Source organism: Kitasatospora sp. NPDC029367, from assembly GCF_055569135.1.
Window position 1 is genome coordinate 53414 of sequence record NZ_JBVHYH010000024.1, and the last position, 24321, is coordinate 77734.

At 73.3% G+C, this 24321-nt stretch carries 20 protein-coding genes and 1 pseudogene; 10 read left to right on the plus strand and 11 right to left on the minus strand.

What is annotated here, in order from left to right; genetic code table 11:
- The first annotated feature begins 33 nt into the window (after positions 1 to 33).
- Genes ACZ4W5_RS15920 through solA form a run of 3 tightly spaced genes read left to right on the plus strand, consistent with a single transcriptional unit; the run spans position 34 to position 2994 of the window.
- Complete coding sequence (locus ACZ4W5_RS15920; protein ID WP_465655011.1) at positions 34 to 900, plus strand: methyltransferase; 867 nt, start codon at positions 34 to 36, stop codon at positions 898 to 900.
- Positions 893 to 1837 carry an EamA family transporter gene (locus ACZ4W5_RS15925; protein ID WP_360238025.1) on the plus strand — a complete coding sequence of 315 codons (945 nt, stop codon included), beginning with the start codon at positions 893 to 895 and terminating at the stop codon, positions 1835 to 1837. Before ACZ4W5_RS15920 ends, ACZ4W5_RS15925 begins: the two co-directional genes overlap by 8 nt.
- Entirely contained in the window at positions 1834 to 2994 is a 1161-nt protein-coding gene (solA, locus tag ACZ4W5_RS15930; RefSeq protein WP_465655013.1) for an N-methyl-L-tryptophan oxidase, read from the plus strand. Before ACZ4W5_RS15925 ends, solA begins: the two co-directional genes overlap by 4 nt.
- A 70-nt stretch (positions 2995 to 3064) precedes the next feature.
- Here the strand turns inward: solA and ACZ4W5_RS15935 are convergent, their stop codons facing one another.
- The 3 genes from ACZ4W5_RS15935 to ACZ4W5_RS15945 all read right to left on the minus strand — a co-directional run bounded on the left by ACZ4W5_RS15935 (position 3065) and on the right by ACZ4W5_RS15945 (position 6358).
- A complete protein-coding gene (locus ACZ4W5_RS15935) occupies positions 3065 to 4789 on the minus strand; it encodes a phospho-sugar mutase (protein ID WP_465655015.1) in 1725 nt (574 codons plus the stop codon).
- A 163-nt stretch (positions 4790 to 4952) separates the two neighbouring features.
- Positions 4953 to 5774 carry a purine-nucleoside phosphorylase gene (locus tag ACZ4W5_RS15940; protein WP_360238019.1) on the minus strand — a complete coding sequence of 274 codons (822 nt, stop codon included), beginning with the start codon at positions 5772 to 5774 and terminating at the stop codon, positions 4953 to 4955.
- A gap of 146 nt (positions 5775 to 5920) precedes the next feature.
- Positions 5921 to 6358 (minus strand): gamma-glutamylcyclotransferase family protein, encoded by a 438-nt coding sequence (locus ACZ4W5_RS15945; RefSeq protein ID WP_350503464.1) that lies wholly within the window; start codon positions 6356 to 6358, stop codon positions 5921 to 5923.
- Between the two features lie 97 nt (positions 6359 to 6455).
- Between ACZ4W5_RS15945 and ACZ4W5_RS15950 the strand changes: the two genes are divergently transcribed.
- On the plus strand, positions 6456 to 7907 hold the full coding sequence (locus ACZ4W5_RS15950; protein ID WP_402489371.1) for an NAD(P)H-quinone dehydrogenase: 1452 nt from the start codon (positions 6456 to 6458) through the stop codon (positions 7905 to 7907).
- 199 nt (positions 7908 to 8106) lie between these two features.
- On the plus strand, positions 8107 to 9099 hold the full coding sequence (locus ACZ4W5_RS15955; RefSeq protein WP_360238014.1) for a DeoR/GlpR family DNA-binding transcription regulator: 993 nt from the start codon (positions 8107 to 8109) through the stop codon (positions 9097 to 9099).
- 86 nt (positions 9100 to 9185) lie between these two features.
- Here ACZ4W5_RS15955 and ACZ4W5_RS15960 read toward each other — a convergent pair whose 3' ends face one another.
- The 6 genes from ACZ4W5_RS15960 to ACZ4W5_RS15985 all read right to left on the minus strand — a co-directional run bounded on the left by ACZ4W5_RS15960 (position 9186) and on the right by ACZ4W5_RS15985 (position 14822).
- Positions 9186 to 10961, minus strand: a complete 1776-nt coding sequence (locus tag ACZ4W5_RS15960; protein ID WP_402489374.1) for an acetyl/propionyl/methylcrotonyl-CoA carboxylase subunit alpha — start codon at positions 10959 to 10961, stop codon at positions 9186 to 9188.
- Between the two features lie 235 nt (positions 10962 to 11196).
- The gene (locus ACZ4W5_RS15965; protein ID WP_465655018.1) at positions 11197 to 11943 is read right to left on the minus strand and encodes a hypothetical protein; all 747 of its coding nucleotides are present in this window, start codon (positions 11941 to 11943) and stop codon (positions 11197 to 11199) included.
- Positions 11944 to 12029: 86 nt separating this feature from the next.
- A complete protein-coding gene (locus ACZ4W5_RS15970) occupies positions 12030 to 12632 on the minus strand; it encodes a nucleoside triphosphate pyrophosphatase (RefSeq protein ID WP_465655020.1) in 603 nt (200 codons plus the stop codon).
- A 47-nt stretch (positions 12633 to 12679) separates the two neighbouring features.
- The gene (mmpB, locus tag ACZ4W5_RS15975; RefSeq protein ID WP_360238006.1) at positions 12680 to 12820 is read right to left on the minus strand and encodes a morphogenic membrane protein MmpB; all 141 of its coding nucleotides are present in this window, start codon (positions 12818 to 12820) and stop codon (positions 12680 to 12682) included.
- Between the two features lie 140 nt (positions 12821 to 12960).
- Complete coding sequence (locus ACZ4W5_RS15980) at positions 12961 to 13182, minus strand: acyl-CoA carboxylase epsilon subunit (protein ID WP_360238004.1); 222 nt, start codon at positions 13180 to 13182, stop codon at positions 12961 to 12963.
- A 29-nt stretch (positions 13183 to 13211) separates the two neighbouring features.
- Complete coding sequence (locus tag ACZ4W5_RS15985; RefSeq protein WP_402489381.1) at positions 13212 to 14822, minus strand: acyl-CoA carboxylase subunit beta; 1611 nt, start codon at positions 14820 to 14822, stop codon at positions 13212 to 13214.
- A 241-nt stretch (positions 14823 to 15063) separates the two neighbouring features.
- On the opposite strand from ACZ4W5_RS15985, the gene ACZ4W5_RS15990 reads away from it, so the two are divergent.
- The 3 genes and pseudogenes from ACZ4W5_RS15990 to ACZ4W5_RS16000 all read left to right on the plus strand — a co-directional run.
- Positions 15064 to 15957, plus strand: a complete 894-nt coding sequence (locus tag ACZ4W5_RS15990) for a biotin--[acetyl-CoA-carboxylase] ligase (RefSeq protein ID WP_360238002.1) — start codon at positions 15064 to 15066, stop codon at positions 15955 to 15957.
- Between the two features lie 173 nt (positions 15958 to 16130).
- Entirely contained in the window at positions 16131 to 17252 is a 1122-nt protein-coding gene (locus tag ACZ4W5_RS15995) for an adenylate/guanylate cyclase domain-containing protein (RefSeq protein WP_360238000.1), read from the plus strand.
- 374 nt (positions 17253 to 17626) lie between these two features.
- Positions 17627 to 18781: pseudogene (locus ACZ4W5_RS16000) on the plus strand (GGDEF domain-containing protein); the annotation flags it as partial.
- Between the two features lie 1265 nt (positions 18782 to 20046).
- Here ACZ4W5_RS16000 and ACZ4W5_RS16005 read toward each other — a convergent pair.
- On the minus strand, positions 20047 to 20655 hold the full coding sequence (locus ACZ4W5_RS16005) for a TetR/AcrR family transcriptional regulator (protein WP_465655023.1): 609 nt from the start codon (positions 20653 to 20655) through the stop codon (positions 20047 to 20049).
- 110 nt (positions 20656 to 20765) lie between these two features.
- Between ACZ4W5_RS16005 and ACZ4W5_RS16010 the strand changes: the two genes are divergently transcribed.
- Together ACZ4W5_RS16010 and hutH are read left to right on the plus strand one after the other, a co-directional pair.
- On the plus strand, positions 20766 to 21932 hold the full coding sequence (locus ACZ4W5_RS16010; protein ID WP_465655059.1) for a macrolide family glycosyltransferase: 1167 nt from the start codon (positions 20766 to 20768) through the stop codon (positions 21930 to 21932).
- Between the two features lie 97 nt (positions 21933 to 22029).
- Positions 22030 to 23613 carry a histidine ammonia-lyase gene (gene hutH, locus ACZ4W5_RS16015; RefSeq protein ID WP_360239721.1) on the plus strand — a complete coding sequence of 528 codons (1584 nt, stop codon included), beginning with the start codon at positions 22030 to 22032 and terminating at the stop codon, positions 23611 to 23613.
- A 28-nt stretch (positions 23614 to 23641) separates the two neighbouring features.
- Here the strand turns inward: hutH and ACZ4W5_RS16020 are convergent, their stop codons facing one another.
- Positions 23642 to 24079 carry a hypothetical protein gene (locus ACZ4W5_RS16020; protein ID WP_360239718.1) on the minus strand — a complete coding sequence of 146 codons (438 nt, stop codon included), beginning with the start codon at positions 24077 to 24079 and terminating at the stop codon, positions 23642 to 23644.
- Positions 24080 to 24321 lie beyond the last annotated feature (242 nt).

Genomic DNA, 24321 nt, shown 5'->3' on the forward strand with positions numbered 1-24321 from the left:
AACCCGACCGAAAATTCCATTAGAGGGGGAATCATGCTGGGCGTGATCCGGCAGCACAATCCCGGTGACAGAACCGCGGCGGTGCATTCCGAGGACTTCTACGAGGTCTACTTCGGGCTCGGGCACAGCCTCCGACTGCAGGACCGGCCGGGCGTGTTCAAGGTCAGCCCCGCCGGGCTGAGCCTCGGCGACGTCCTGGTGCGCACCCTCGACCGGTCCGTCCTGGAGGGATCGGTCCTCGACATGGGCACCGGCAGCGGGGCCCTGGCCCTGCTGATGCGGAGCCTGGGCGCCCGCGACATCGTGGCGACGGACGTGTCGATCCCCGCGTTGAAGACCGCCGCGGAGAACGAGCAGCTCAACTTCGGCGACCAGATCGTCCGGTTCGACTCGGGCAGCCTGTTCCAGAGCCCGGCCGCGGACCGCAGGTTCGACCTCGTCGTCTTCAACCCGCCCGGCTGGCGCACCCCGTCCGCGGACTGCCGGCGCGAACTGCGGCAGCAGGGGCTGGCCGACCTCGAACTGTCGGCCATGTTCTCCGGCGAGGAGGTCCTGCTCGGCTTCCTGCGCGACCTCCCGGACCACCTGACCGACACCGGGCGCGCCGTCGTCGGCCTCAACTCCATGACGGGCATCCAGGACGTGCTCCGCCGACTCGGCGGGCCGGCGGGCAGCGCCGGCCCACTGGAGTTCCGGCTGATCGAACGGCACAGCTTCCCGCTGTTCCTGTACACCAGGGAGTGGCACGCCTCCAGACAGGTCCTCACCCGGGAGTTCCACCACTGGAAGGAGCACCACGGCGCGGCCTTCAGCATCGCCGGCGACGGGACCCTCTACTGGTCGTACGAGATCGTCGAATGCCGCCTGGCCCGCCGGGGGGAGAGGCGGGCGGATGGGTAGCGTGCGCGGCCGGGGCGCTCCGGCGGGCCTGGCCGCGATCGCGGTCGCCAACGTCATCCTCGGCTCGTCCTCGCTGTTCTGGCGGGCCCTGGCGCACGTACCGCCGGTGACGCTGCTCGGCTACCGCATCCTGGTGTCGCTGGCGACGCTGTGCGCCGCGCTCGCGCTGCTGGGGCGGTTCCGGGCCGCGGCCCGCACGGCCGCCACCCCGAGGCTGGTGCTGGTGCACCTGACCGCGGCGCTGCTGGTCTGCGTCAACTGGCTCACGTTCATCTGGGGTTCGATCCACGGGCGGGTCATCGAGACCGGCCTCGGCTACCTCATCGCCCCGGCGGTGACCGTCGTCCTCGGGACGCTGGTGATGCGCGAACCGCTCGGACGGCTGCGCCGGGCCGCGCTCGGGCTGTGCCTGCTCGGCGTCGTGCTGCTCGTCGTGCGCAGCACCGAACTCGACTGGTGGGTGTACGTCACGATCGGCCTGACCTGGGGCGTGTACACCTTCCTGAAGAAGCTCACCACCGCCGACCCGGTCACCGGGCTGACCCTGGAGACGGCCCTGCTGGCGCTCGGCATCGGGATCGCCGTCCTCACCACGGGCTACTCGCTCGACCCGGGGCCGGCCGCCGGGCACACGGACTTCGTGCTGCTCGCGGTGTGCGGCCTGGTCTCCGTCACGCCGCTGTGGCTGATCGCCTTCGGCGCGAAGAAGGTCAGCCTGACCGCGACGGGGTTCATGCAGTACGTGCTGCCGACCACGCAGCTCGTCGTCGCGCTGGTCTGGTACCACCAGCGGCCGTCCGCCAACACGCTGATCTGCTTCGCCGTGGTCTGGCTGTCGCTGGTCTCCATCGTCATCGAATCGGCGCTGCGCGTCCGCAGGGCGCGTCCGCAGTCCGGGCCGGTCGCGGCACCGGTCGAGAAGGGGGTACGGCTGTGAGAACGGGCGACGTACTGGTCATCGGCCTCGGGGTGTTCGGCGCGGCGGCGGCACAGGCGCTGGCCGAACGGGGCGCGCGGGTGCTCGCCGTCGACGCCCACGGCCCGACGCACCGGTTCGGCTCCTCCCACGGCGAGACCCGGATCTTCCGCCGGGCCTACTGGGAGGGGACCGACTACCTTCCGCTGCTGGAGCGCGCCCACGAGCGGTGGACGGACCTGGAGGTCGCGTACGGGGACACCCTGCTGATGCGCACCGGCGGGGTCTTCGTCGGGGCCGAGTCCAGCGGCGTGGTGGACCTCAGCCGGCGGACCGCGGAGGCCGGCGGCATCGCGCACGAGGTCTGGAACGCCGAGCAGCTCAACGGGCGCTTCCCGTGGTTCGGCGTCGGGGCCGACATGAAGGCGCTGTACGAACCCGGTGCCTACACCGTCCTGGCCAACCGCGCCCGGCTGGCGATGGTCGACGAGGCGGTCCGCCGGGGGGCCTCGATCCGCTTCGGCGAGGAGGTGGTGGACCTGCGGTCCGACGCCGGTGGCGTGACCGTACGGCTGCGCTCCGGCGGGACGCTCTCCTGCGACGCCGTCGTGGTCGCGACCGGCCCCTGGATGAAGGGGCCGCTCACGCCGTCCCCGGCGCGGCACCTGAGCCCGATGCGGGTCCCGGTGTACTGGTTCCGGGCGGACCCGAAGCTGGGCACCGAGGGCTTCCCCGCCTTCCTGTACGAGAGCGCCGACGGGCAGGTCGTCTACGGCGTGCCCGAATGGGGTGAGGGCGGCCGCGAGGTCAAGATCGGCTTCCACAACCGCCAGCAGGTGCCCGGGGACCCGACGGACCTGGCACGCCGCGAGGTCTCGACGGCGGAGCGGGAGGAGATGGCCCGCATGGTGGCCCGGATCTTCACCGGCGTCCGGCCGGAGGCACCCCGGGCGCGCTACTGCTACTACACCCTGACCCCGGACGGCAGCTTCATCATCGACCGCTCGCCGGCCGACCCGCGGATCGTCCACACCTCGGCCTGCTCGGGGCACGGGTTCAAGTTCGCCCCCGCGGTGGGCGACTGCGCGGCCGCCCTGGCGCTGGGCGAACCCGTCGGCATCGACCTGGCGCCCTTCGCGGGCGACCGGTTCGGCGCGGGAGCGGCCGACGACCGCTGACGGACGACCGCTGACGCGCCCGTGCCTCCCCGCCCCCGAGGGGGTGGGGAGGCACGGGCGTGCGGTGGGGTCAGGCGGAGATGCCGGCGGCCGCGCCGAGGTCCCGCTTGATGTCGGCGAGCAGCCCGGCGGCCCGCTCCCGGGCGGCGGCCAGGTCGGCCGCGCTGCCGACCGGGAGGACGACCTCCAGGTAGCACTTGAGCTTGGGCTCGGTGCCCGACGGGCGGACCACGATCCGGGCCGAGCGCACGGTCTCGCCGGCCAGGTAGTAGCGCAGGCCGTCGGTGGGCGGCAGCTCGGCCGAGCCGGCCGAGAGGTCGTCGGCGCGGGTGACGGTCAGCCCGGCCAGGACGGTCGGCGGCTGCTCGCGCAGCCGGCGCATGGCGTCGGCGATCAGCGAGAGGTCCTGCACCCGGACGGACAGCTGGTCGGTGGCGTGCAGGCCGTGCTCCAGCGCCAGGTCGTCCAGCAGGTCGGTCAGCGTGCGGCCGGACTTCTTGAGCGTCGCGGCCAGCTCGGCGACCAGCAGGGCGGCGGTGATGCCGTCCTTGTCCCGGACGCCCTCCGGGTCGACGCAGTAGCCGAGCGCCTCCTCGTAGCCGTAGCGCAGGCCCTCGGCGCGGGAGATCCACTTGAAGCCGGTCAGCGTCTCGGCGTAGCCCAGGCCGGCGGCCTCGGCGATCCGGCCGAGCAGGGTGGCGGAGACGATGGTGGTGGCGAAGGTGCCCTCGGCCTTCTTCGCGACCAGCGCGGAGCCCAGCAGCGCGCCGACCTCGTCGCCGCGCAGCATCCGCCAGCCGGAGGTGCCGTTGCCGCTGCCCACGGCGTTGCCGTTGACCGGGACGGCCACCGCGCAGCGGTCGGCGTCCGGGTCGTTGGCGATCACGATGTCCGGGCCGACCGCGGCGGCGGTGCGGAAGGCGAGGTCCATCGCCCCCGGCTCCTCCGGGTTGGGGAAGGCCACGGTCGGGAAGTCCGGGTCGGGCTCGGCCTGCTCGGCGACCACGGTCGGCGCGGGGAAGCCGGCCCGGCGGAAGGCGGCGACCAGGGTGTCGCGGCCGACGCCGTGCATCGGGGTGTAGACCACGTCCAGCTCGCGCGGGCTGTGCTCGTCGACGATCGAGACGGCCCGGGTCAGGTAGGCCTCGACGACGTCCTCGCCGAGCACCTCCCAGCCCTCCTCGGCGCGCGGGACGTCGTCCAGCGAGCCGATCGCGTCGATCTCGGCGGCGATCCCGGCGTCGGCCGGCGGGACGATCTGCGAGCCGTCGCCCAGGTAGACCTTGTAGCCGTTGTCCTGCGGCGGGTTGTGGCTGGCGGTGACGGTCACGCCGGCGGCCGCGCCCAGGTGGCGGACGGCGAAGGCGAGCACCGGGGTCGGCAGCGGGCGCGGCAGCAGCGCGGCGCGCAGACCGGCGGCGACCACCACGGCGGCGGTGTCCCGGGCGAAGTCGTACGACTTGTACCGGGCGTCGTAGCCGATCACCACGAGGTCGCCGAGGCCCTGCTGCTTCACGTACGCGACCAGGCCGGCGGCGGCCCGGATCACCACGGCGCGGTTCATCCGCATCGGGCCGGCGCCGAGCTCGCCGCGCAGGCCGGCGGTGCCGAACTGGAGGCGGTCGGAGAAGCGCTCGGAGAGCTCGGACCAGGCGCGGGTGTTGTCCTCCTGGGCCTCCGCGCCCTCGGCCCGGGCGAGCAGGGCGGAGAGCTCCTCGCGGGTCTGGGGGTCGGGGTCCTCGGCCAGCCAGGTGCGGGCCCGGGCGAGGAGATCGGGGTTGAGTGCCTGCGTCATGTTCTTGCCTGCTCCATCGGGAAGTGCGTCGGGTGACGGCCGGAGGGTTCCACGCAAAGGGGAGAAGAGGTGTGCACATGCGGACGGGGCCCCCGGGATGGCGTGATCAGCGGATCACGCCGCCCGTGGGCCCCGTCGTTCATGATTCTGCGCCCGGCAGGCGTCAGATCCGCTCCAGGACCTTCGCCAGCAGCTCGCCCATGCGCTCGGCCGAGGCCTTGCCGGCCTCCAGGACCTCTTCGTGGTTGAGCGGCTCGCCGGTGATGCCGGCGGCCAGGTTGGTGACCAGGGAGATGCCGAGGACCTCGGAGCCGGCCTCGCGGGCGGCGATGGCCTCCAGGGTGGTGGACATGCCGACCAGCTCGCCGCCGATCACCCGGGCCATGTTGACCTCGGCCGGGGTCTCGTAGTGCGGGCCGCGGAACTGGACGTAGACGGCCTCGTCCAGGCTCGGGTCGACCTCGCGGCACAGCGCGCGCAGGCGCTTGGAGTACAGGTCGGTGAGGTCGACGAAGTTGGCGCCGACGATCGGGGAGTCCGCGGTGAGGTTGATGTGGTCGCTGATCAGGACCGGCTGACCCGGGGTCCAGCCCTGGCGCAGACCGCCACAGCCGTTGGTCAGCACGATGATCCCGCAGCCGGCCGCGGCGGCGGTGCGCACGCCGTGGACGACGGTGGCGACGCCGTGGCCCTCGTAGTAGTGGTTGCGGCCCAGGAAGATCAGGGCGCGCTTGTCGCCGATCTTCACCGAGCGGATCTTGCCGGCGTGGCCGGCCACGGCGGGGGCGGGGAAGCCCGGGAGCTCGGTGACCGGGAACTCGGCCACGGTCTCGCCCAGGGCGTCGGCGGCCGGCACCCAGCCGGAGCCCATCACCAGGGCGACGTCGTGCCGCTCGGCACCGGTCAGCTCGCGCAGGCGCTCGGCGGCGGCCTGGGCGGCGGCGTAGGGGTCGGCGGAGACGACCGACTGAGGAGAAGCGTTCACGGGTCCGAGGATAGACGGCTTTCGGCTACGCGCGTAGAAATTCCGCTCCGGCATGTCGGATCGTTACCCGGTTGACCCGAAGACACAGCTCGGTGGCGCTTCCGGGCGACCGGGTTCGTCGATTCGTACGGAAAGCGGACCGGCGGTCAGCACGGCCGCCGGCGCAGCTCCATCACGTAGTCGTGCGGGGCCCCGGCGCTCTCCGCGGCGTCGGCGATCAGGCCGAGGTAGCGGGCCGCGGGCAGGCCGCCCTCGTAGTCGTTGAGCACGTACGTCCAGACCGGGATGTCGCCGTCCAGGGTCTGCGCCCGCAGCTTGATCTTGCGGTAGATGCCGAGCTGGACGCCCTCCCAGCGGTCCAGGCCCTCCTCGTCCATCGGTGCGATGTCGTAGAGGGAGACGAAGACCTGGTCCTTCTCGTCCTCCACGACGGTGGCCAGCGAGCCCTCCCAGCCGAGCTGCTCGCCGCCGAAGGTGAGCCGCCAGCCGTCCAGCCACCCCGTGCCGCGGAGCGGGGAGTGCGGGGCTCGGCGGGTCATCTGCCGGGCATCGAGGTTGGTGGCATACGCGGCGTAAAGGGGCATGGGTGCAGCGTAGCCCGGTCGGCCCACGGGGCGGGGCGAGTGGACGAGGAGATCGAGCCCGGACCCAGTTGTGGCGCCGCTCCCGGCGTGCGGGACAATGGGGTACGTGACTCGGATCGTGATCATCGGTGGCGGACCCGGCGGCTACGAGGCGGCCCTGGTGGCCTCTCAGCTCGGCGCGGAGGTGACCGTCGTCGACCGCGACGGTCTGGGCGGATCGGCGGTGCTCACGGACTGCGTGCCGTCGAAGACGCTGATCGCGACCGCGGAGGTGATGACCACCTTCGACAGCTCGTACGAGGAGCTGGGCATCACCGTCGACCAGGGCGCCGCCGAGGAGCGGGAGTCCAAGGTCATCGGCGTGGACCTGGGCAAGGTCAACCGCCGGGTGAAGCGACTGGCGATCGCGCAGTCCCACGACATCACCCAGTCCGTCACCCGCGCCGGGGTCACCGTGCTGCGCGGGCGCGGCCGGCTCGGCGCCGGCGGGCAGGCCGTGGACGGCTCCCGCGAGGTGCTGGTGGACACCCCCGACGGCAGCGTGCAGTCGCTGCGCGCCGACGCGGTGCTGATCGCCACCGGCGCCCACCCGCGCGAGCTGCCGGACGCCCAGCCGGACGGCGAGCGGATCCTCACCTGGACCCAGGTGTACGACCTGGAGGAGCTGCCCCGCGAGCTGATCGTGGTCGGTTCCGGTGTGACCGGTGCCGAGTTCGCCGGCGCGTACCAGGCGCTCGGCTCCAAGGTCACCCTGGTCTCCAGCCGCGACCGGGTGCTGCCGGGCGAGGACCCGGACGCCGCCGAGGTGCTGGAGGACGTCTTCCGCCGCCGCGGCATGAACGTGATGGGCCGTTCGCGGGCCGAGAGCGCCAAGCGTATCGGCGACCGGGTCGAGGTCACCCTCGCCGACGGCCGGGTGATCGAGGGCACCCACTGCCTGATGGCGGTCGGCTCGATCCCCAACACCGCGGAGATGGGCCTGGAGGAGGCCGGGGTCAAGCTCAACGACTGGGGCCAGATCCAGGTCGACCGGGTCTCCCGCACCAGCGCCCCGGGCGTGTACGCGGCCGGTGACTGCACCGGCGTCTTCATGCTCGCCTCGGTGGCGGCCATGCAGGGCCGGATCGCGATGTACCACGCGCTGGGCGACGCGGTGCAGCCGCTGAACCTCAAGACCGTGGCCTCCAACGTCTTCACCGACCCGGAGATCGCCACCGTCGGCTACACCGCCGCCGACGTGGAGTGCGGCAAGATGGACGCCGTCGTGGTCAAGCTGCCGCTGCGCGGCAACCCGCGGGCGAAGATGCAGGGCATCCGGGACGGCTTCGTGAAGCTGTTCTGCCGCCCGGGCACCGGCATCGTGGTCGGCGGCGTCGTGGTCGCCCCGCGGGCCAGCGAACTGATCCACCCGATCGCGCTCGCGGTGGACGCCAATCTGACGGTCGAACAGGTGGCCAGCGCCTTCACCGTCTACCCGTCGGTCTCCGGCTCGACCGCCGAGGCCGCCCGGCAGCTGCACGTCCGGAAGCGGGCCGGCGGCGAATCCTGAGCTCAAGGCGCACAGTTGGGGCGGCTGCCGGTCGGCGGCCGCCCTTCGCGCGGGCATGATCGTCACCCGGACGGCGGGCGCAGTTCCGGGGTGTTGACGGCGCGTATTGTACGGTCACGCGCCGCTCTTGCGTGAGCAATTCCCGCTACCAGCTGCAAACGCCTGAAAGCAGACGGTCACGCAGGTTACCGTCGGTTCTGTGTTTGCAGCAGAACGTCGCCAGTTGATCCTCGAAATGGTGCGCGCCAACGGAGCGGTCTCGCTCCGGGAGTTGGCCCGCGTCGTCCAGACCTCCGAAGTGACCGTGCGTCGTGACGTGCGGGCGCTGGAGGCAGAAGGGCTCCTCGACCGCCGGCACGGCGGCGCGGTGCTCCCCGGCGGCTTCAGCCGCGAACCCGGCTACCCGCAGAAGACCCATCTGTCCGCGGCGGAGAAGAGCGCCATCGCGGACGCCGCCGCCGGACTGGTGGAGGAGGGCGACGCGGTGGTGGTCGGCGCCGGCACCACCACCCAGGAGCTGGCCCGCCGGCTGGCCCGGGTGCCCGGGCTGACGGTGGTCACCAACTCGCTGCTGGTCGCCCAGGCGCTGGCGCACGCCAACCGGGTCGAGGTGGTGATGACCGGCGGCACCCTCCGCGGCTCCAACTACGCCCTGGTGGGCAGCGGCGCCGAGCAGTCGTTGCAGGGGCTGAGGGTCACCAAGGCCTTCATCTCCGGCAGCGGGCTGACCGCCGAGCGGGGGCTGTCGACCGCGAACATGCTGTCCGCGAGCGTGGACCGGGCCATGGTGCTGGCGGCCGCCGAGGTCATCGTCCTCGCCGACCACACCAAGCTCGGCGCGGCCGGCATGTTCCAGACCGTCGCCACCGAGACCATCACCCGGCTGGTCACCGACGAGCAGGCCACCGCGGACGACGCCTGCGCCCGCGAACTGGACGCGCTCGCCGACTGCGGGGTGCAGATCGACCTGGCGCCGCTCGGGGCCGCGCCGAGCGGCGACGCCCCGGTGCACGGCACCGGCAGCGGCCCGGTGCACCAGACCCAGCCGGGCCCGCTGGGCCGCCGTCCCGGCCCGCCCGGCGGCGCCCCGCTGCCCGGCCAGCGCCGCCCCGGGGCGCACGGCGGCGGCCCGGTCGGCCCCGGCGGGATGCCGGTCCGGCTGGCCGAGATGGGCCTGCCGCGCGGGCGCTGAGCCCGGCTCACGGCGGCGCGGCAAACGCGACCGGTCCGCACCCCCCGAAGGGAGTACGGACCGGTCGAAGATTGACGAACCCGTCGTCAGTCCTTGATCTCGCAGAGCGCGGCGCCGCTGCTGACGCTCGCGCCGACCTCGGCCTTGAGGCCGACCACGGTGCCCGCCTTGTGGGCGTTCAGCGGCTGCTCCATCTTCATCGCCTCCAGGACCACGATCAGCTCGCCCTCGGCGACGACCTGGCCCTCCTCGACGGCGACCTTGACGATGGTGCCCTGCATCGGCGAGGCCAGGGTGTCACCGCTGACGGCCGAACCGGCCTTCTTGGCGCCCACCCGGCGCTTGGCCTTGGCGGCACCGGTCGCACCGGCGGCCGGGGCCGCCGCGACGCCCAGCGAGGACGGCAGCGAGACCTCGATCCGCTTGCCGCCGACCTCGACGACCACGGTCTCCCGGGTCTCCGCCTCCTCGCCCTCGCCGGCACCGCCGGTGAAGGCCGGGATGGTGTTCTCGAACTCGGTCTCGATCCAGCGGGTGTAGATCGTGAACGGGCCCTCGCCGCCGTGCACCTCCGGCGCGAACGCCGGGTCGGTGACGACCGCCTGGTGGAACGGGATGGCGGTGGCCATGCCCTCGACCCTGAACTCGCTCAGCGCACGCCGGGCCCGCTCCAGGGCCTGCTTGCGGTCGCGGCCGGAGACGATCAGCTTGGCCAGCAGCGAGTCCCAGGCCGGGCCGATGACCGAGCCGGACTCCACGCCGGAGTCCAGGCGCACGCCCGGGCCGGACGGCGGGGCGAACAGCGTCACGGTGCCGGGCGCGGGCAGGAAGTTGCGGCCCGGGTCCTCGCCGTTGATGCGGAACTCGAAGGAGTGGCCGCGCACCTCCGGGTCGCCGTAGCCGAGCTCCTCGCCGTCGGCGATCCGGAACATCTCGCGGACCAGGTCGATCCCGGTGACCTCCTCGGTGACCGGGTGCTCCACCTGCAGACGGGTGTTGACCTCCAGGAAGGAGATCGTGCCGTCCAGCGCGACCAGGAACTCGCAGGTCCCGGCGCCCTCGTAGCCGGCCTCCTTGAGGATGGCCTTGGAGGCGCGGTACAGCTCGGCGTTCTGGGCCTCGGTCAGGAACGGCGCGGGCGCCTCCTCGACCAGCTTCTGGTGCCGGCGCTGCAGCGAGCAGTCACGGGTGGAGACGACCACCACGTTGCCGTGCTTGTCCGCGAGGCACTGGGTCTCCACGTGCCGCGGGTTGTCCAGGTAGCGCTCCACGAAGCACTCGCCGCGACCGAAGGCGGCGACCGCCTCGCGCACCGCGGACTCGTACAGCTCCGGGATCTCCTCCAGGGTGCGGGCGACCTTGAGGCCGCGGCCGCCGCCGCCGAAGGCCGCCTTGATGGCGACCGGCAGGCCGTGCTCCCGGGCGAAGTCGACGACCTCGTCGGCGCCCGAGACCGGGTCCGGGGTGCCGGCCACCAGCGGGGCGCCGGCGCGCTGGGCGACGTGACGGGCGGTGACCTTGTCACCGAGGTCGCGGATGGCCTGCGGCGGCGGGCCGATCCAGGTCAGGCCCGCGTCGATGACGGCCTGGGCGAAGTCGGCGTTCTCCGACAGGAACCCGTAGCCGGGGTGGACGGCGTCCGCGCCGGAGTCCTCGGCGGCCTTGAGGACCTTGGCGATGTCCAGGTAACTGGTGCCGGGGGTGTCACCGCCCAGCGCGTAAGCCTCGTCGGCCGCGCGGACGTGCAGCGCATCCCGGTCCGGCTCGGCGTAGACGGCGACGCTGGCGATACCGGCGTCCGAGCAGGCCCTGGCGACGCGGACGGCGATTTCCCCGCGGTTGGCGATGAGCACCTTGCGCACTGTGGCTCCCTTCTTGAACCTCGATGAGTTTATGGATTCCTGGGCGGTACCGGCGAGTAGCCCCGGGTTGTGAACTATCCCACACGCTCGGTGATGGGATTCCCCGCCGCCGGGACGGGGTTGGGAACGACTGCGCAGGTCGTGGCCGGTGCGCTCGGGCGGGGGTGGTCGACGGTGGGTGACCGTGGGGCGGCGTGGCGGGTCGGTGGGATGGGACACACCTTCCGCGGCCCGCTCATGCCGCGGTGCTTCCGGCCGGTGTCGCGGCGGTCGGGCGGCGCACCGCCTCGGTCGTCACGTCGGCGACCGGCTCGACCATGTCCGGCCCGTACGCCGCCGGGTTGACCACCCGCAGGACGAGGGCGAAGGTGCCGTTCCGGCCGTGCTCGCGGGCCAGTTCGCGGTGGTGCGCGACCAGGTAGCGCACGCCCGCCTGGTTGGCCGTGCCGGTCTGGCCGGAGATCAGGAACACCGGGCGGCCGCCCTCCGGGGTGGCGATCCGGGCCAGCAGCACGTGGGTCCGGTCGGGCTCGACGGTGAACTCCCGGGCGCCGACCGTGATCACGTTGCTGCCCGGGTCCGGGCCGGAGGTGACCAGCACGCCCGGCAGGCCCCAGGCCAGGTGGGCGGCCATCCGCTCGTTGCTGACCGGACCGCCCAGGCACAGCTCGGTCTTGGCGCCCAGGCCGCGGTGCGCGGCGTCGTGGGCGACCAGTTCGGGCCGGGCGCCGCACTCCTCGACCAGCCCGGCCAGCCACATCAGGGCGTAGGCGTCCCGGCGGGTCACGGTGGTGGCGTGCGAGCCCGTCCCGATGCTGCGGGGCACCACGATGAGGCACTCGCTGCCGGCCGGGAGCCCGAAGAACTCCCGTACCCGCTCGACCTTCCGGCGCCGCCGCAGGGTCTGGGCCAGCCAGCCGATCCCGGCGCTGATGGCGCTGGCCACCAGGCCGAGCACCACGTTGAGCACGTTGTCGTTCATCGCCCGCGTTCCCTCCCCGTTCGAACGCCGGTCAGCTTAGGGCGTGTCAGACACGCCCTAGAGGTACAACCGGACGGAGCAGCTGGTCAGTTGGTCCACAGATCGGTGATGCGGACGTCCAGGTCGGCGAGCAGCCGGCGCAGCAGCGGCAGGGACAGGCCGATGACGTTGCCCGGGTCGCCGTCGATGCCGTCGACGAACGGCGCCGAGCGGCCGTCCAGGGTGAACGCCCCGGCCACGTGCAGCGGTTCGCCGGAGGCGATATAGGCGGCCACCTCGGCGTCGTCCGGGGTGCCGAAGCGGACGGTGGTGGAGGCGGTCGCCGAGGACTGCCGGCCGGTCGCGGTGTCGATCACGCAGTGCCCGGTGCGCAGCACCCCGGCGCGGCCGCGCATGGACTGCCAGCGGGCCAGCGCCTCGGTGGCGTCGGCCGGCTTGCCGAGGGCCAGGCCGTCCAGTTCCAGGACGGAGTCGCAGCCGATCACCAGCTCGCCGTCGGTCAGTTCGGCGGCGACCGCCTTCGCCTTGGCCTCGGCCAGGACGAGGGCGAGCTCGCCGGGGGTGGCGGCGGTGATCGCGTCCTCGTCGACGCCGCTGACCACCACGCGCGGGTCGAGCCCCGCCTGGCGCAGCAGCCCGAGGCGGGCGGGGGAGGCGGAAGCGAGGACAAGGGAGCGCTGGTCGGTCATGCCCACCAGGGTAGGGGGTGGGTGGTTGAGCCGTTCCGGTGAACGACTCAGGTGAAGTACCGGCTGACCATGATCAGTACGGCACCCACCAGCACGATCGCGGCGAGCACCTTGCCGGCCCGCTGCATCCGCTCCTGCATGCGACGGGCCTCGGGCGAGGGCTCGTCCTCGGGGTCTGACCAGAGCACCCGTCCAGAGTGCGGTGCGGGTGGGCCCGGCCGCCTGAGTATCCGTACTCAGGTTTCGGGCGGAGCGGGCGGAGCGGGCGGCCGGGCGGGCCGTGGAGCGGGAAGCCGGGCCGGCCGGCCTCCCGCTCCGCACGGTCGGCTCAGTGCGCCCAGCCCGAGGTCCGCCAGGCGTTGACGCCCGGGCGGACGGCGGGGCGGAGCAGCCGGGAGCGGTCGTTCCAGGGGGAGGCCGGGCCGACACCGGCCAGGCGCGCCGCCTCGGCGGCGGCCTGCGCGGCGGCGGCCCGGGCCTGGACCACCGCCAGGACGGTGGCGAGCTCCTCGGGGGTCGGCTGCCCGTGCAGCACGTGGATCGGGGACATGGCTGGTTCTCTCCCGAGAGGGGTGGTGCCTACAGGGGGATGTTGCCGTGCTTCTTGGGCGGCAGCACCTCGCGCTTGCCGCGCAGCGCCCGCAGGCCCCGGACGATGTGCCGGCGGGTCTCGCTCGGGGCGATCACCGCGTCGACGTAGCCGCGCTCGGCGGCCAGGTACGGGTTCAGCAGGGTGTCCTCGTACGAGGCGATCAGCTCGGCCCGCTTCTCCTCGACGGTGCCGGCCGCCTCGGCCTCGGCGATCTCCCGGCGGTGCAGGATGTTGACCGCGCCCTGGGCGCCCATCACCGCGATCTGCGCGGTCGGCCAGGCCAGGTTGAGGTCGGCGCCCAGGTGCTTGGAGCCCATGACGTCGTACGCGCCGCCGAAGGCCTTGCGGGTGATCACGGTGATCAGCGGGACGGTCGCCTCGGCGTAGGCGTAGATCAGCTTGGCGCCGCGGCGGATGATGCCGTCCCACTCCTGCTCGGTGCCGGGCAGGAAGCCGGGCACGTCCACGAAGGTCAGCACCGGGATGTTGAAGGAGTCGCAGGTGCGGATGAACCGCGCGGCCTTCTCGCTGGCGTTGATGTCCAGGCAGCCGGCCAGGTCCATCGGCTGGTTGCCGACGATGCCGACCGGGTGGCCCTCGACCCGGCCGAAGCCGGTGATGATGTTGCCCGCGTACAGCGGCTGGGTCTCCAGGAACTCGCCGTCGTCGACGACGTGCTCGATCACCTTGTGCATGTCGTAAGGCTGGTTCGCCGAGTCCGGGACGATGGCGTCGAGTTCGAGGTCCTCGTCGGTGACCGAGAGGTCGGCCTGCTCCGGGTAGGACGGCGGGTCGCTCAGGTTGTTGGAGGGCAGGTACGACAGCAGGTTCTTGACGTACTCGATCGCCTCCTTCTCGTCCGAGGCCAGGTAGTGGGCGTTGCCGGACTTGGTGTTGTGGGTGCGGGCGCCGCCCAGCTCCTCCATGCCGACGTCCTCGCCGGTCACCGTCTTGATCACGTCCGGGCCGGTGATGAACATGTGCGAGGTCCGGTCCGCCATCACCACGAAGTCGGTGATCGCGGGGGAGTAGACCGCGCCGCCCGCGCAGGGGCCCATGATCAGCGAGATCTGCGGGATGACGCCGGAGGCGTGCACGTTGCGGCGGAAGATCTCGCCGTACAGGCCGAGCGAGACCACGCCCTCCTGGATCCGGGCGCCGCCGGAGTCGTTGATGCCGATGACCGGGCAGCCGGTCTTCAGCGCGAAGTCCATCACCTTGACGATCTTCTCACCGAAGACCTCGCCGAGCGAACCGCCGAAGACGGTGAAGTCCTGGGCGAAGACGGCGACCTGGCGGCCGTCGACGGTGCCGTAGCCGGTCACCACGCCGTCGCCGTACGGGCGGTTCTTCTCCTGGCCGAAGTTGGTCGAGCGGTGCCGGGCGAACTCGTCGAACTCGACGAAGGAGTCCTCGTCGAGCAGCTCCAGGACCCGCTCCCGGGCCGTCTGCTTGCCCTTGGCGTGCTGCTTCTCCACGGCCTTGGACGAGCCGGAGTGCACCGCCTCGTCCAGCCTGCGCCGCAGGTCGGCCAGCTTCCCGGCGGTGGTGTGGGGGTCGTACGGCGCCTCGGTCATCCGGTGGCTCTCCCTGATCATGGGCCGCGACCTGTTCGATCGCGCGGGCCGGGATCGGGGGCTCGCGCACGAGGGCAGGGCGGCGCTGCGAACTACCGCTGCGTAGCGTAACCAGCGCGCAGGGCGATGCGGCACGTCCTGGCGTTATGGCCATCGACACAGTGTGTCAACGGGTGTTCTGCGGGACGATGGGGCGGACTGCGCCTCTGTGGCCGGTCCTGCCGCGGGCGGGAGCTTGAGGACGGGCCCTAGGGTGGCCACCATGACCGCACCCGAGACCCCCCGCCGCAGCGGACTGCGCGGCTTCGGCCGCACCGGACCGTCCCCCTGGACCGACCTGGACCGGCCGCCGCTGGACCAGGAGGCGCTGCGCCGCGACCTGGTCGTCCCGGGCGGGCTCTGGACCTCGCTGGACGTCGTCACCGAGACCGGCTCGACCAACAGCGACCTCGCCGAGCGGGCCCGCGCCGGCTCCCCGCAGGGCGCGGTGCTGGTCGCCGAGGCGCAGAGCGCCGCGCGCGGGCGGCTGGACCGGCAGTGGACCGCCCCGGCCCGCTCCGGACTGTTCCTGTCCTTCCTGCTGCGCCCGGAGGAGGTGCCGGTCGAGCGGTACGGCTGGCTGCCGATCCTGGTCGGGGTGGCCGCCGCCAGCACCCTCGACCGGGTGGCCGGGGTCGAGGTCGGGCTGAAGTGGCCCAACGACCTCCAGGTGGAGATCGACGGCGCGGAGCGCAAGCTCGGCGGCATCCTCACCGAGCTGAGCGGCGGCGCGGTGGTGGTCGGGATCGGCCTCAACGTCTCGCTGCGCACCGCCGAACTGCCCGTCCCCACCGCCGCCTCGCTCGCGCTGGCCGGGGCCTCGACCACCGACCGGTCCGTCCTGCTGCGCGCCCTGCTGCGCGAGTTCGCCGGGCTCTACCGGGAGTGGACGGCCGCCGCGGGGGACCCGCACGCCAGCGACCTGCTGCGTGCGTACGCGGACCGCTGCAGCACCCTCGGCCGGCCGGTCAAGGTGCACCTGCCGGGCGACCGCGAGCTGGTCGGCGAGGCGGTCGCGATCGACGGCGACGGCCGCCTGGTGGTCCGCACCGCGGACGGCGCACGCCGGGCGGTCGGCGCGGGGGACGTGGTCCACGTCCGCCCCGAGCCGCGCTGAACGGCAGTCTTCACCTCTCCTTGACTCGGGCGGATGCCCCGGATCACGCGATTCCGTGCGAACATTCCACCTGGCAGCGGTGTGAGGCGCGCCACTGCCCGCCCGGGTGGCGGGCGGTGCGCCCGGACAGGTAGGACACGAGGCAAGTGCGGCGACCGCACGGGGACGGACCGGTGGCAGAGGACGGCAACGGCGGGACGGCGGGCAGTCACGACCCCACGGTCGCGCTCGAACTGGAACGCCTGATCCTGGACGCACCACGCCGCTACACCCCGTACCAGGCCGCGCGTGCCGCCGACGTCCCGATGGAGCTGGCCACCCGCTTCTGGCGGGCCATGGGCTTCCCCGACATCGGCCAGTCCCGGGCGCTCACCGACGGTGACGTGATCGCGCTGCGGCGGCTGGCCGGACTGGTCGAGTCCGGGCTGCTCAGCGAGTCGATGGCGATCCAGGTGGCCCGCTCCACCGGCCAGACCACGGCCCGGCTGGCCGGCTGGCAGATGGACACCTTCCTGGAGAACCTCACCCAGGCCGTCGAGCCCGGACTCACCCGCGCCGACGTCGCGTACCCGCTGGTCGAACTGCTGCTGCCGGAGCTGGAGCAGTTCCTGGTGTACGTCTGGCGGCGCCAGCTGGCCGCCGTCACCGGCCGGGTCGTCCAGGCCGCCGAGGACCACGAGATCACCAGCGGCCGGCTCGCGGTGGGCTTCGCGGACCTGGTCGGCTTCACCCGGCTGTCCCGGCGGCTGGAGGAGGAGGAACTCGGCGAGCTGGTCGAGACCTTCGAGAACACCTGCTCCGACCTGATCGCCGGGCAGGGCGGCCGGGTGATCAAGACCCTGGGCGACGAGATCCTCTACGTCTCCGAGGACCCGGCCACCGCCGCCGAGATCGCGCTCAGCCTGATCGACGCCCTCGCCGAGGACGAAACCATCCCGGCGCTGCGGGTCGGCATGGCCTTCGGGACGGTCACCCAGCGGATGGGAGACGTCTTCGGCACCACCGTGAACCTGGCCAGCCGGCTCACCTCGATCGCCCCCAAGGACGCGGTGCTGATCGACGGCGAGTTCGCCGCCGCCCTGGAGCAGAACGGCAGCGTCGCCGCCGCCGACTCGGAGGGGCCGGGCCTGGCCGAGGCGCTGTCGGTGGCGGCCGGGATGCCCGCCTCCGGGCTGCCGGTGCCGGGGCCGGACACGGGGGCGCGGTTCCACCTCCAGCCGATGTGGCGGCGGCCGGTGCGGGGGCTGGGGCTGGTGGAGCCTTGGCTGCTGTCGCGGCGGATGAAGGCGGAGTAGGCGGAGTAGCCGGAGCGGTCGGAACGGCTGGACTGGTCCGACTGGTGGGAGCGGGCTGGTCGGGTCTGGCTGGTCGGGGCGTTTGGTGGGGCCGGCTGGGGGTGATCCGGGTGGCCGAACGGTTGAAGGTCGTACGGTCCGTTGCGGGTTCATCCGGGCAAACGGGGCATAACCGAACGAAATCGCCATAGTCTTGGTGCAAGCGGCCAAGGGGTGCGGCCGACCGGTGGGGGTCCGGTAGGACCGAGCACAGGGAGCGAGGCGAGCCGGTGAGCGGTGAGGCGACCATGACGGACCGCGGCTGCGAGGGCCCGCACCGCGCCGACCCGCTGCCCGACCTGCGGCTCCAGTCGGTGGTCGAACTCGCCCAGGACATGGCCGGGGCGCTCACCCCGCTGGAGGCCGTCCGGGCCGCCGCCGCCCGGGCCACCGAGGCGCTCGGCGCCACCATGGCCGCGGTCTCGGTCTGGGACCGCGAGTCCGGCCGCCTCCGGGTGCTGGTCAACCACGGCGAGCTCGCCCCCGGCGAGGAGGAGCTGCCGCAGGACGAGTCCTACCCGGTCGCGGACTTCCCGGAGATCGTCACCTACCTGGAGGAACGCTGGACCACCGGGCGGCTGCCGCGCGCCTGGCTGCAGACCGCCGAGAACGACGCGCCGCACGCCGGGCACGCCCACCCGACCGCCGGCGCGTACTGCCAGGAGCGCGCCGCAGCGCTGCGCCGGCGCGGTCGGGCCTGCTGCGTGGTCGCGCCGATCGTGCTGCACGGGCAGGCCTGGGGCGAGCTCTACCTCGCCCGGTCCGTCGGCCTGCCGGTCTTCACCGAAGCCGACGCCGACTACGCGACCCTGCTCGCCGCCCAGATCTCGGCCGGCCTCGCCCAGACCGAACGCCTCGCCGACCTGCGCAGACTCGCCTTCTCCGACCCGCTCACCGGCCTCGCCAACCGGCGGGCCGTCGACGCCCGGCTGGAGAGCGCGCTCGAGGCCCACAACCGGGACAACACCGTGGTCTCGCTGGTGGTCTGCGACGTCAACGGGCTCAAGCGGGTCAACGACCAGCTCGGCCACGAGATGGGCGACCGGCTGCTGGAACGCTTCGCCCACCAGCTCTCGCTGGCCGCCGCCAAACTGCCCGGCAGCCTGGCCGCCCGGCTCGGCGGGGACGAGTTCTGCCTGCTCGCCGAAGGACAGAAGGCCGACGAGGTGGTCGCCGTCGCCGAGGAGCTCTGCGCCCGGGCCCTCGCCCTCGCCGAGGGCGAGGGGGTCGCCTGCGGTGTCGCCTCCACCGGGGACTCCATCGGGCCGGTCACCACCCCCGACCGGCTCTTCCGGCTCGCCGACGCCGCCCAGTACCGGGCCAAGGCCGCCCGCGCCGCCCACCCCGTCGTCGCCGGACGCAGCCACGGCCCCGGCTTCTCGCCCGACCCCACCGTGCTGCTCGCCGACGCCGCCGACCCCCACCACCGCGCCGACGGACGCCGTGGGCCCGGCGGCCGGGCCGGCACCGCCGACCGGCGGCGGTTCCGCGGCGCCGCCCACAGCGCCGACCCCGGGCAGCTGCTCACCGCCGTCCTCTCCGCCCTCGACCAGGCCGCGGACGCCCGGGCCGTCCACCCGGCCGACACCCTCGGCAAACTGGTCGTCGTCGCCGAGACCTCCGCCCGGCTGCTCGACGCGGTCGGCTGGTGGGTCTCGTACGTGCCGCCCGGCTCCCAGCTGATGCGCACCGCCCAGCACGCCGTCTACCGGATGACCAGCGGGCCCAGCAGCACCCGGGCCGAGACCCAGCGGGCCCAGATCGAGGCGCCGGACGCGGTGTTCGACCTCCGGCACTACCCGATGACGCGGCGGGCCGTTCGTGGCGGGGCGTTCGCGCTCCGCGCGGGGGCGGCGGGGAACGACCCGGCGGAGGAGGCGATGCTCGTGGTCTCCGGGTACCGGGGGATGGTCGCGGCGGGTGGGCAGAATGCGGCGGGGGGGTGGTTGGTGGAGCTCTTTGCGGATGATGCGACGTTGCCGTTGGGGCAGGTGGCTGGTGCGTTGAGGGCTTTGGTGGCGGTGGGGGTGGGGGGAGCTGCGTCGGTGCCGGGGGGCTGATGCGGTGGGGGCCGCTGCGCGGGGCTTTGGTTGGGGGGTGGGCTTTCGGGAGGGTGGGTTGGTCCGGGGGCGGTTCCGGGGGTGGGCGCTCCGGGGGCTGGGTGATTTTCCGACCGCCGACTCTCATCGATGAGTGCTGGGCGCCGTTGGCGGTCTGAAAATCACCCGTCACGCCCCTCTCCGCACCCACCCCCTCCACCGCCCCCTCCCGCAGCGCGTCCCTCTCGCCTGGGGTGGGTGGGGAGGTGGGTGGGTGGTGGGGGTGGGTGGGTTGGTGTGGGGGTGGGTTGGTGCGGGGTGGGGTGGGGTTTTGGTGCGGGGGGTGGGTGCCGGGGTGGGGGCGGGTGGTGGGAAGGTGGCGGGGGTTTGAAGGGGAGTGGGGGCGACGGTGGGCGGACGGTTGGTGGGTGCGGTGGTGGCCGGGGTGTTGGTGGTGGGGGGTGGGGTGGCCTCGCCGGCTTCGGCTGTGCCGGTGGTGCGGCCTACGGCGTCGGCGGGGGTGGGGGTCGGGCGGGGGCATTCGGTGCGGACCGGGTTGAGGGCGCATCAGATCACTGAGCACTCCGCCGCTGTTTCGCGGCACAAGCGGAAGGTGCGGCGCAGTGTGGTCGGGCGGGCGCTCGATGCGGTGTTCGGGTGGGTCGCCCTCGTCGTGGTGGGGGTGCTGGTGGCTGTGGTGGTGCTGGTGTACGTGCTCAGGCGTCGGCGGCAGGTGGGTTGAGGGCCCGTAGGGCGGCGTCGACCAGGCGGTCGGCGTGCTCGTGGGTGAGCGGGCCGAGGCGGTACTGCCAGCGGTAGTAGATCGGGCCGTAGAGCAGTTCGACGGCGAGGTCGAGGTCGGCGTCGGGGGCGAGTTGGCCGGCCTCGCGGGCGGTGCGGAGGCGGTCGCGGGTGACCTCCAGCAGGGGGTCCAGCAGGCGGGTGCGGTACTCGGCGTGCAGCGCCGGGTCGTTGAGGATCTCGGCGATGATGGCGCGGTAGGAGCGGTCGGCGCCCGGGTCGGTGAGTTCGTCGCTGGTGGGGCGCAGGACGGCGCGTAGGTCGGCGGCGAGGTCGCCGGTGTCGGGGAGCGCCAGGCCGCCCTCGTGCTGGTTGACGGCCAGGAAGGCGTCGAAGACGACGGCCCCCTTCGAGGGCCACCACCGGTAGATGGTCTGCTTGCCGACGCCGGCCCGGGCGGCGATCGCCTCGATGGTCAGCTTGCCGTAGCCGATCTCGGCGATGAGTTCGATGGTGGCGGCGAGGACGGCGGCGCGGGCGCGCTCGCTGCGGCGGGCGGGGTCGGGGGCGGTTCTGGAGGCCATGGAAAAAGTCTAGGCGAGATGGCGAGACGAGACGTATTGTCTTGGAAGCGAGACGGTACGTCTCGTCTTGTTCTTTGGAGGTGACTGTGAACCGCCCTGCACACATCCTGATGGTCTCCGTCCCGGCGCACGGACACGTCAATCCCAGCCTCGCGGTGATCACCGAGCTGGTCGCCCGGGGGCACCGGGTCAGCTATGTCAACGACCCGTCCTTCCGCGGGATCGTCGAGTCCACCGGCGCGGAGTTCGTCCCCTATCCGAGCGCGTTGCCGCTCGCGGACGACCCGGCCGGCTGGCCGGATGAGCCGGTGGCGATCCAGGACGTGTTCCTGGACGACACGCTGGCGATGTGGCCCGTGCTGCTGGAGGCCTTCGAGGGCGACCGGCCCGACCTGGTGCTCTACGACATCGCGGGCTTCGCCGGGCGGGCGTTCGGCGAGCGGCTGGGGGTGCCGGTGGTGCAGCTGTCCCCCTGCTTCGTCGGCTGGGACGACATCGAGGGGGACCTGGCCGAGGTCTTCGAGGCGATCCGCAACGGCCCCGGCGGCCCCGAGCACTACCGCCGGTTCGGTGAGTGGCTGGCCGGGGCCGGCGCGGTGGAGCGTGATGTGGAGGCCTTCAAGAACCGCCCCGAGCGGTGCATCGCGCTCGTCCCGCGTGCGCTCCAGCCCCATGCGGACCGGGTCGACGAGCGGCGGTTCAGCTTCGTCGGCCCCTGCTTCGGCGACCGCTCCCACCAGGGGCGGTGGGAGCGCCCGGCGGCCGCCGAGAAGGTGCTGCTGGTCTCGCTGGGCTCGGCCTTCACCGATCGGCCGGCCTTCTACCGGGCCTGCGTCGAGGCCTTCGGCGACCTGCCCGGCTGGCACGTCGTGCTCCAGGTCGGCAAGCACACCGACCTGGCGGAGTTGGGGGACGTGCCGGACACCGTGGAGGTGCACCGGTGGGTGCCGCAGCTGTCGGTGCTCGCCCAGGCGGACGCCTTCGTCACCCACGCGGGCATGGGCGGCTCCAGCGAGGGGCTGTTCCACGCCCTGCCGATGATCGCGGTGCCGCAGGCCGTCGACCAGTTCGCCAACGCGGACGCGCTGGTGGCTCTCGGCGTCGCCCGCCGGCTGGACACCGAGGAGGCCACCGCGGCGGCACTGCGGGCTGCGCTGATGGAGCTGGTCGAAGATCCGGCGGTGGGTGAGCGGCTGGCGGTGCTGGCCGCCGCGGCTCGGGCCGAGGGGGGTACGGCGCGGGCGGTGGACCTGATCGAGGCCGAGTTGAAGGGGTAGGGCGGCCCCCGGGCGTGCGGTCGGGATCGGGACGGCGGAGAATCCGGATGGCGAGCAGCTGTTGTCATATCTTCATTCACCTGGTGTGATTGTGTATATGGATATGCACAGTGCTGTGGCCCCCGACGCTCCGCTGGTCCAGGTCGGCAAGGCCGACGTCAGTGCGGAGGACGTGCTGGCCGTCGCCCGGGGCAACGCCCGGGTCGAGATCGGCCCCGACGCGCTCGCCGAGATGGCGGCCGCCCGCGCCCGGATCGACGCCCTCGCGGCCGAGCCGCGCCCCGTCTACGGCGTGTCGACCGGCTTCGGCGCCCTCGCCGTCCGGCACATCAGCCCCGAGCTGCGCGCCCAGCTGCAGCGCTCGCTGGTGCGCTCGCACGCCGCCGGGATGGGCCCGACGGTCGAGCGCGAGGTGGTCCGCGCGCTGATGTTCCTGCGGATGAAGACCCTGGCCTCCGGCCGTACCGGCGTCCGCCCGCTGGTCGCGCAGACCATGGCCGCCCTGCTCAACGCGGGCATCACTCCGGTGGTCCGCGAGTTCGGCTCGCTCGGCTGCTCCGGGGACCTCGCGCCGCTGTCGCACTGCGCCCTGGTGCTGATGGGCGAGGGCACCGCCACCGGCCCGGACGGCGAGGAGAAGCCGGTCGCCGAGCTGCTCGCCGCCGCCGGGATCGAGCCGGTCGAGCTGCTGGAGAAGGAGGGCCTGGCCCTCATCAACGGCACCGACGGCATGCTCGGCATGCTGGTGATGGCCATCGCCGACCTCCAGCGGCTGTTCACCACCGCCGACATCACCGCCGCGATGACCCTGGAGGCGCTGCTCGGCACCGACAAGGTGCTCGCCCCCGAACTGCACGCCCCGATCCGCCCCCACCCGGGCCAGGCGCTCAGCGCCGCCAACATGCTCGCCGTGCTCAAGGGCTCCGGCCTCACCGGCCACCACCAGGACGACGCGCCGCGGGTCCAGGACGCCTACTCGATCCGCTGCGCCCCGCAGGTCGCCGGGGCCGGCCGGGACACCCTGGCGCACGCCCAGCTGGTCGCCTCGCGCGAGCTCGCCGCCTCGGTGGACAACCCGGTGGTGCTGCCGGACGGCCGGGTGGAGTCCAACGGCAACTTCCACGGCGCTCCGGTCGCCTACGTGCTGGACTTCCTCGCCATCGCCGCCGCCGACCTCGGCTCGATCTCCGAGCGCCGCACCGACCGGCTGCTCGACAAGGCCCGCTCGCACGGCCTGCCGGCCTTCCTGGCCGACGACCCGGGCGTGGACTCCGGCCTGATGATCGCCCAGTACACCCAGGCGGCGCTGGTCAGCGAGAACAAGCGGCTCGCCGTCCCGGCCTCGGTCGACTCGATCCCGTCCTCCGCGATGCAGGAGGACCACGTGTCGATGGGCTGGTCGGCCGCCCGCAAGCTGCGCCAGGCCGTCGACAACCTCGGCCGGATCCTGGCCGTCGAACTGACCGCCTCGGCCCGCGCGCTGGAGATCCGTCAGCAGGCCGACTCGGCCGGCCGGATCGCCCCGGCCACCGCGGCCGCGATGGCCGCCGCCCGCGAGGCGGGGGTCGGCGGGGCGGGCCGGGACCGCTTCCTCTCGCCGGACCTGGAGGCCGCCGCCGCGCTGGTCGCCTCCGGGGACCTGGTGCGGGCGGTGGAGCGGGTCACCGGTCCGCTGGCCTGAGGTGTTCCGGGAGCGGGGCGGCCGGGGTTCAGTCCCAGTCGTCCCGCGACCGGCGGCCGTCCCGCTCGTCCCGGTCGCGGCGGTTGCTCAGCGCAGCCGCGAAGTTGACCCCGACGATGCCCGCCCAGCAGGCCAGCAGCCCGGCGAAGCCGCCGCTGGTGGGGTTGCTGGCGATCGCGGTCAGCGGGATGCCGAGGGCCAGCGAGATCACCGCCAGCCGGTTGCCGGGCCGGCCGGGCGCCCAGCCGCGGCGCGCGCGGTCCCGGTCCCGGCCGCGGTAGCCGGGCTCGTAGCCCTCGGCGTCCATCCGCGCGGCCACCGAGCGCTCCACCCGGGCGTCCAGGCGGGCGTCGAGGCGCTTCATGAAGGAGTCGAGGAGCGCGTCCTCGTAGTCCTTGCCGAGCTCCTTGCGGGCCTGCAGGGTGGCGTCGAGGTCGCGCCGCAGTTCGTCCTGGCGAGTGTCCATGCCAGTAGCGTGGCGCCGCCGCCCGGCCCGGTCCATCCGTTCGCGGGGGGAATCCGGGCGGGCTCAGGGAGAAATCAGGGTTACCCCGAGGCCGTGCCCAGGACGTCCGCTCTTCGGCGTGTGCTGTCCGGGGTTCCGTCCGAACCGTGGGACGTCTCATGAAGCGTCCCGTCGTACGAGACGTCTTTGCCAGCAGCGACGCTCTGCTGCACAGTCGTCGTCCGAACCGCACGCATCCGGAG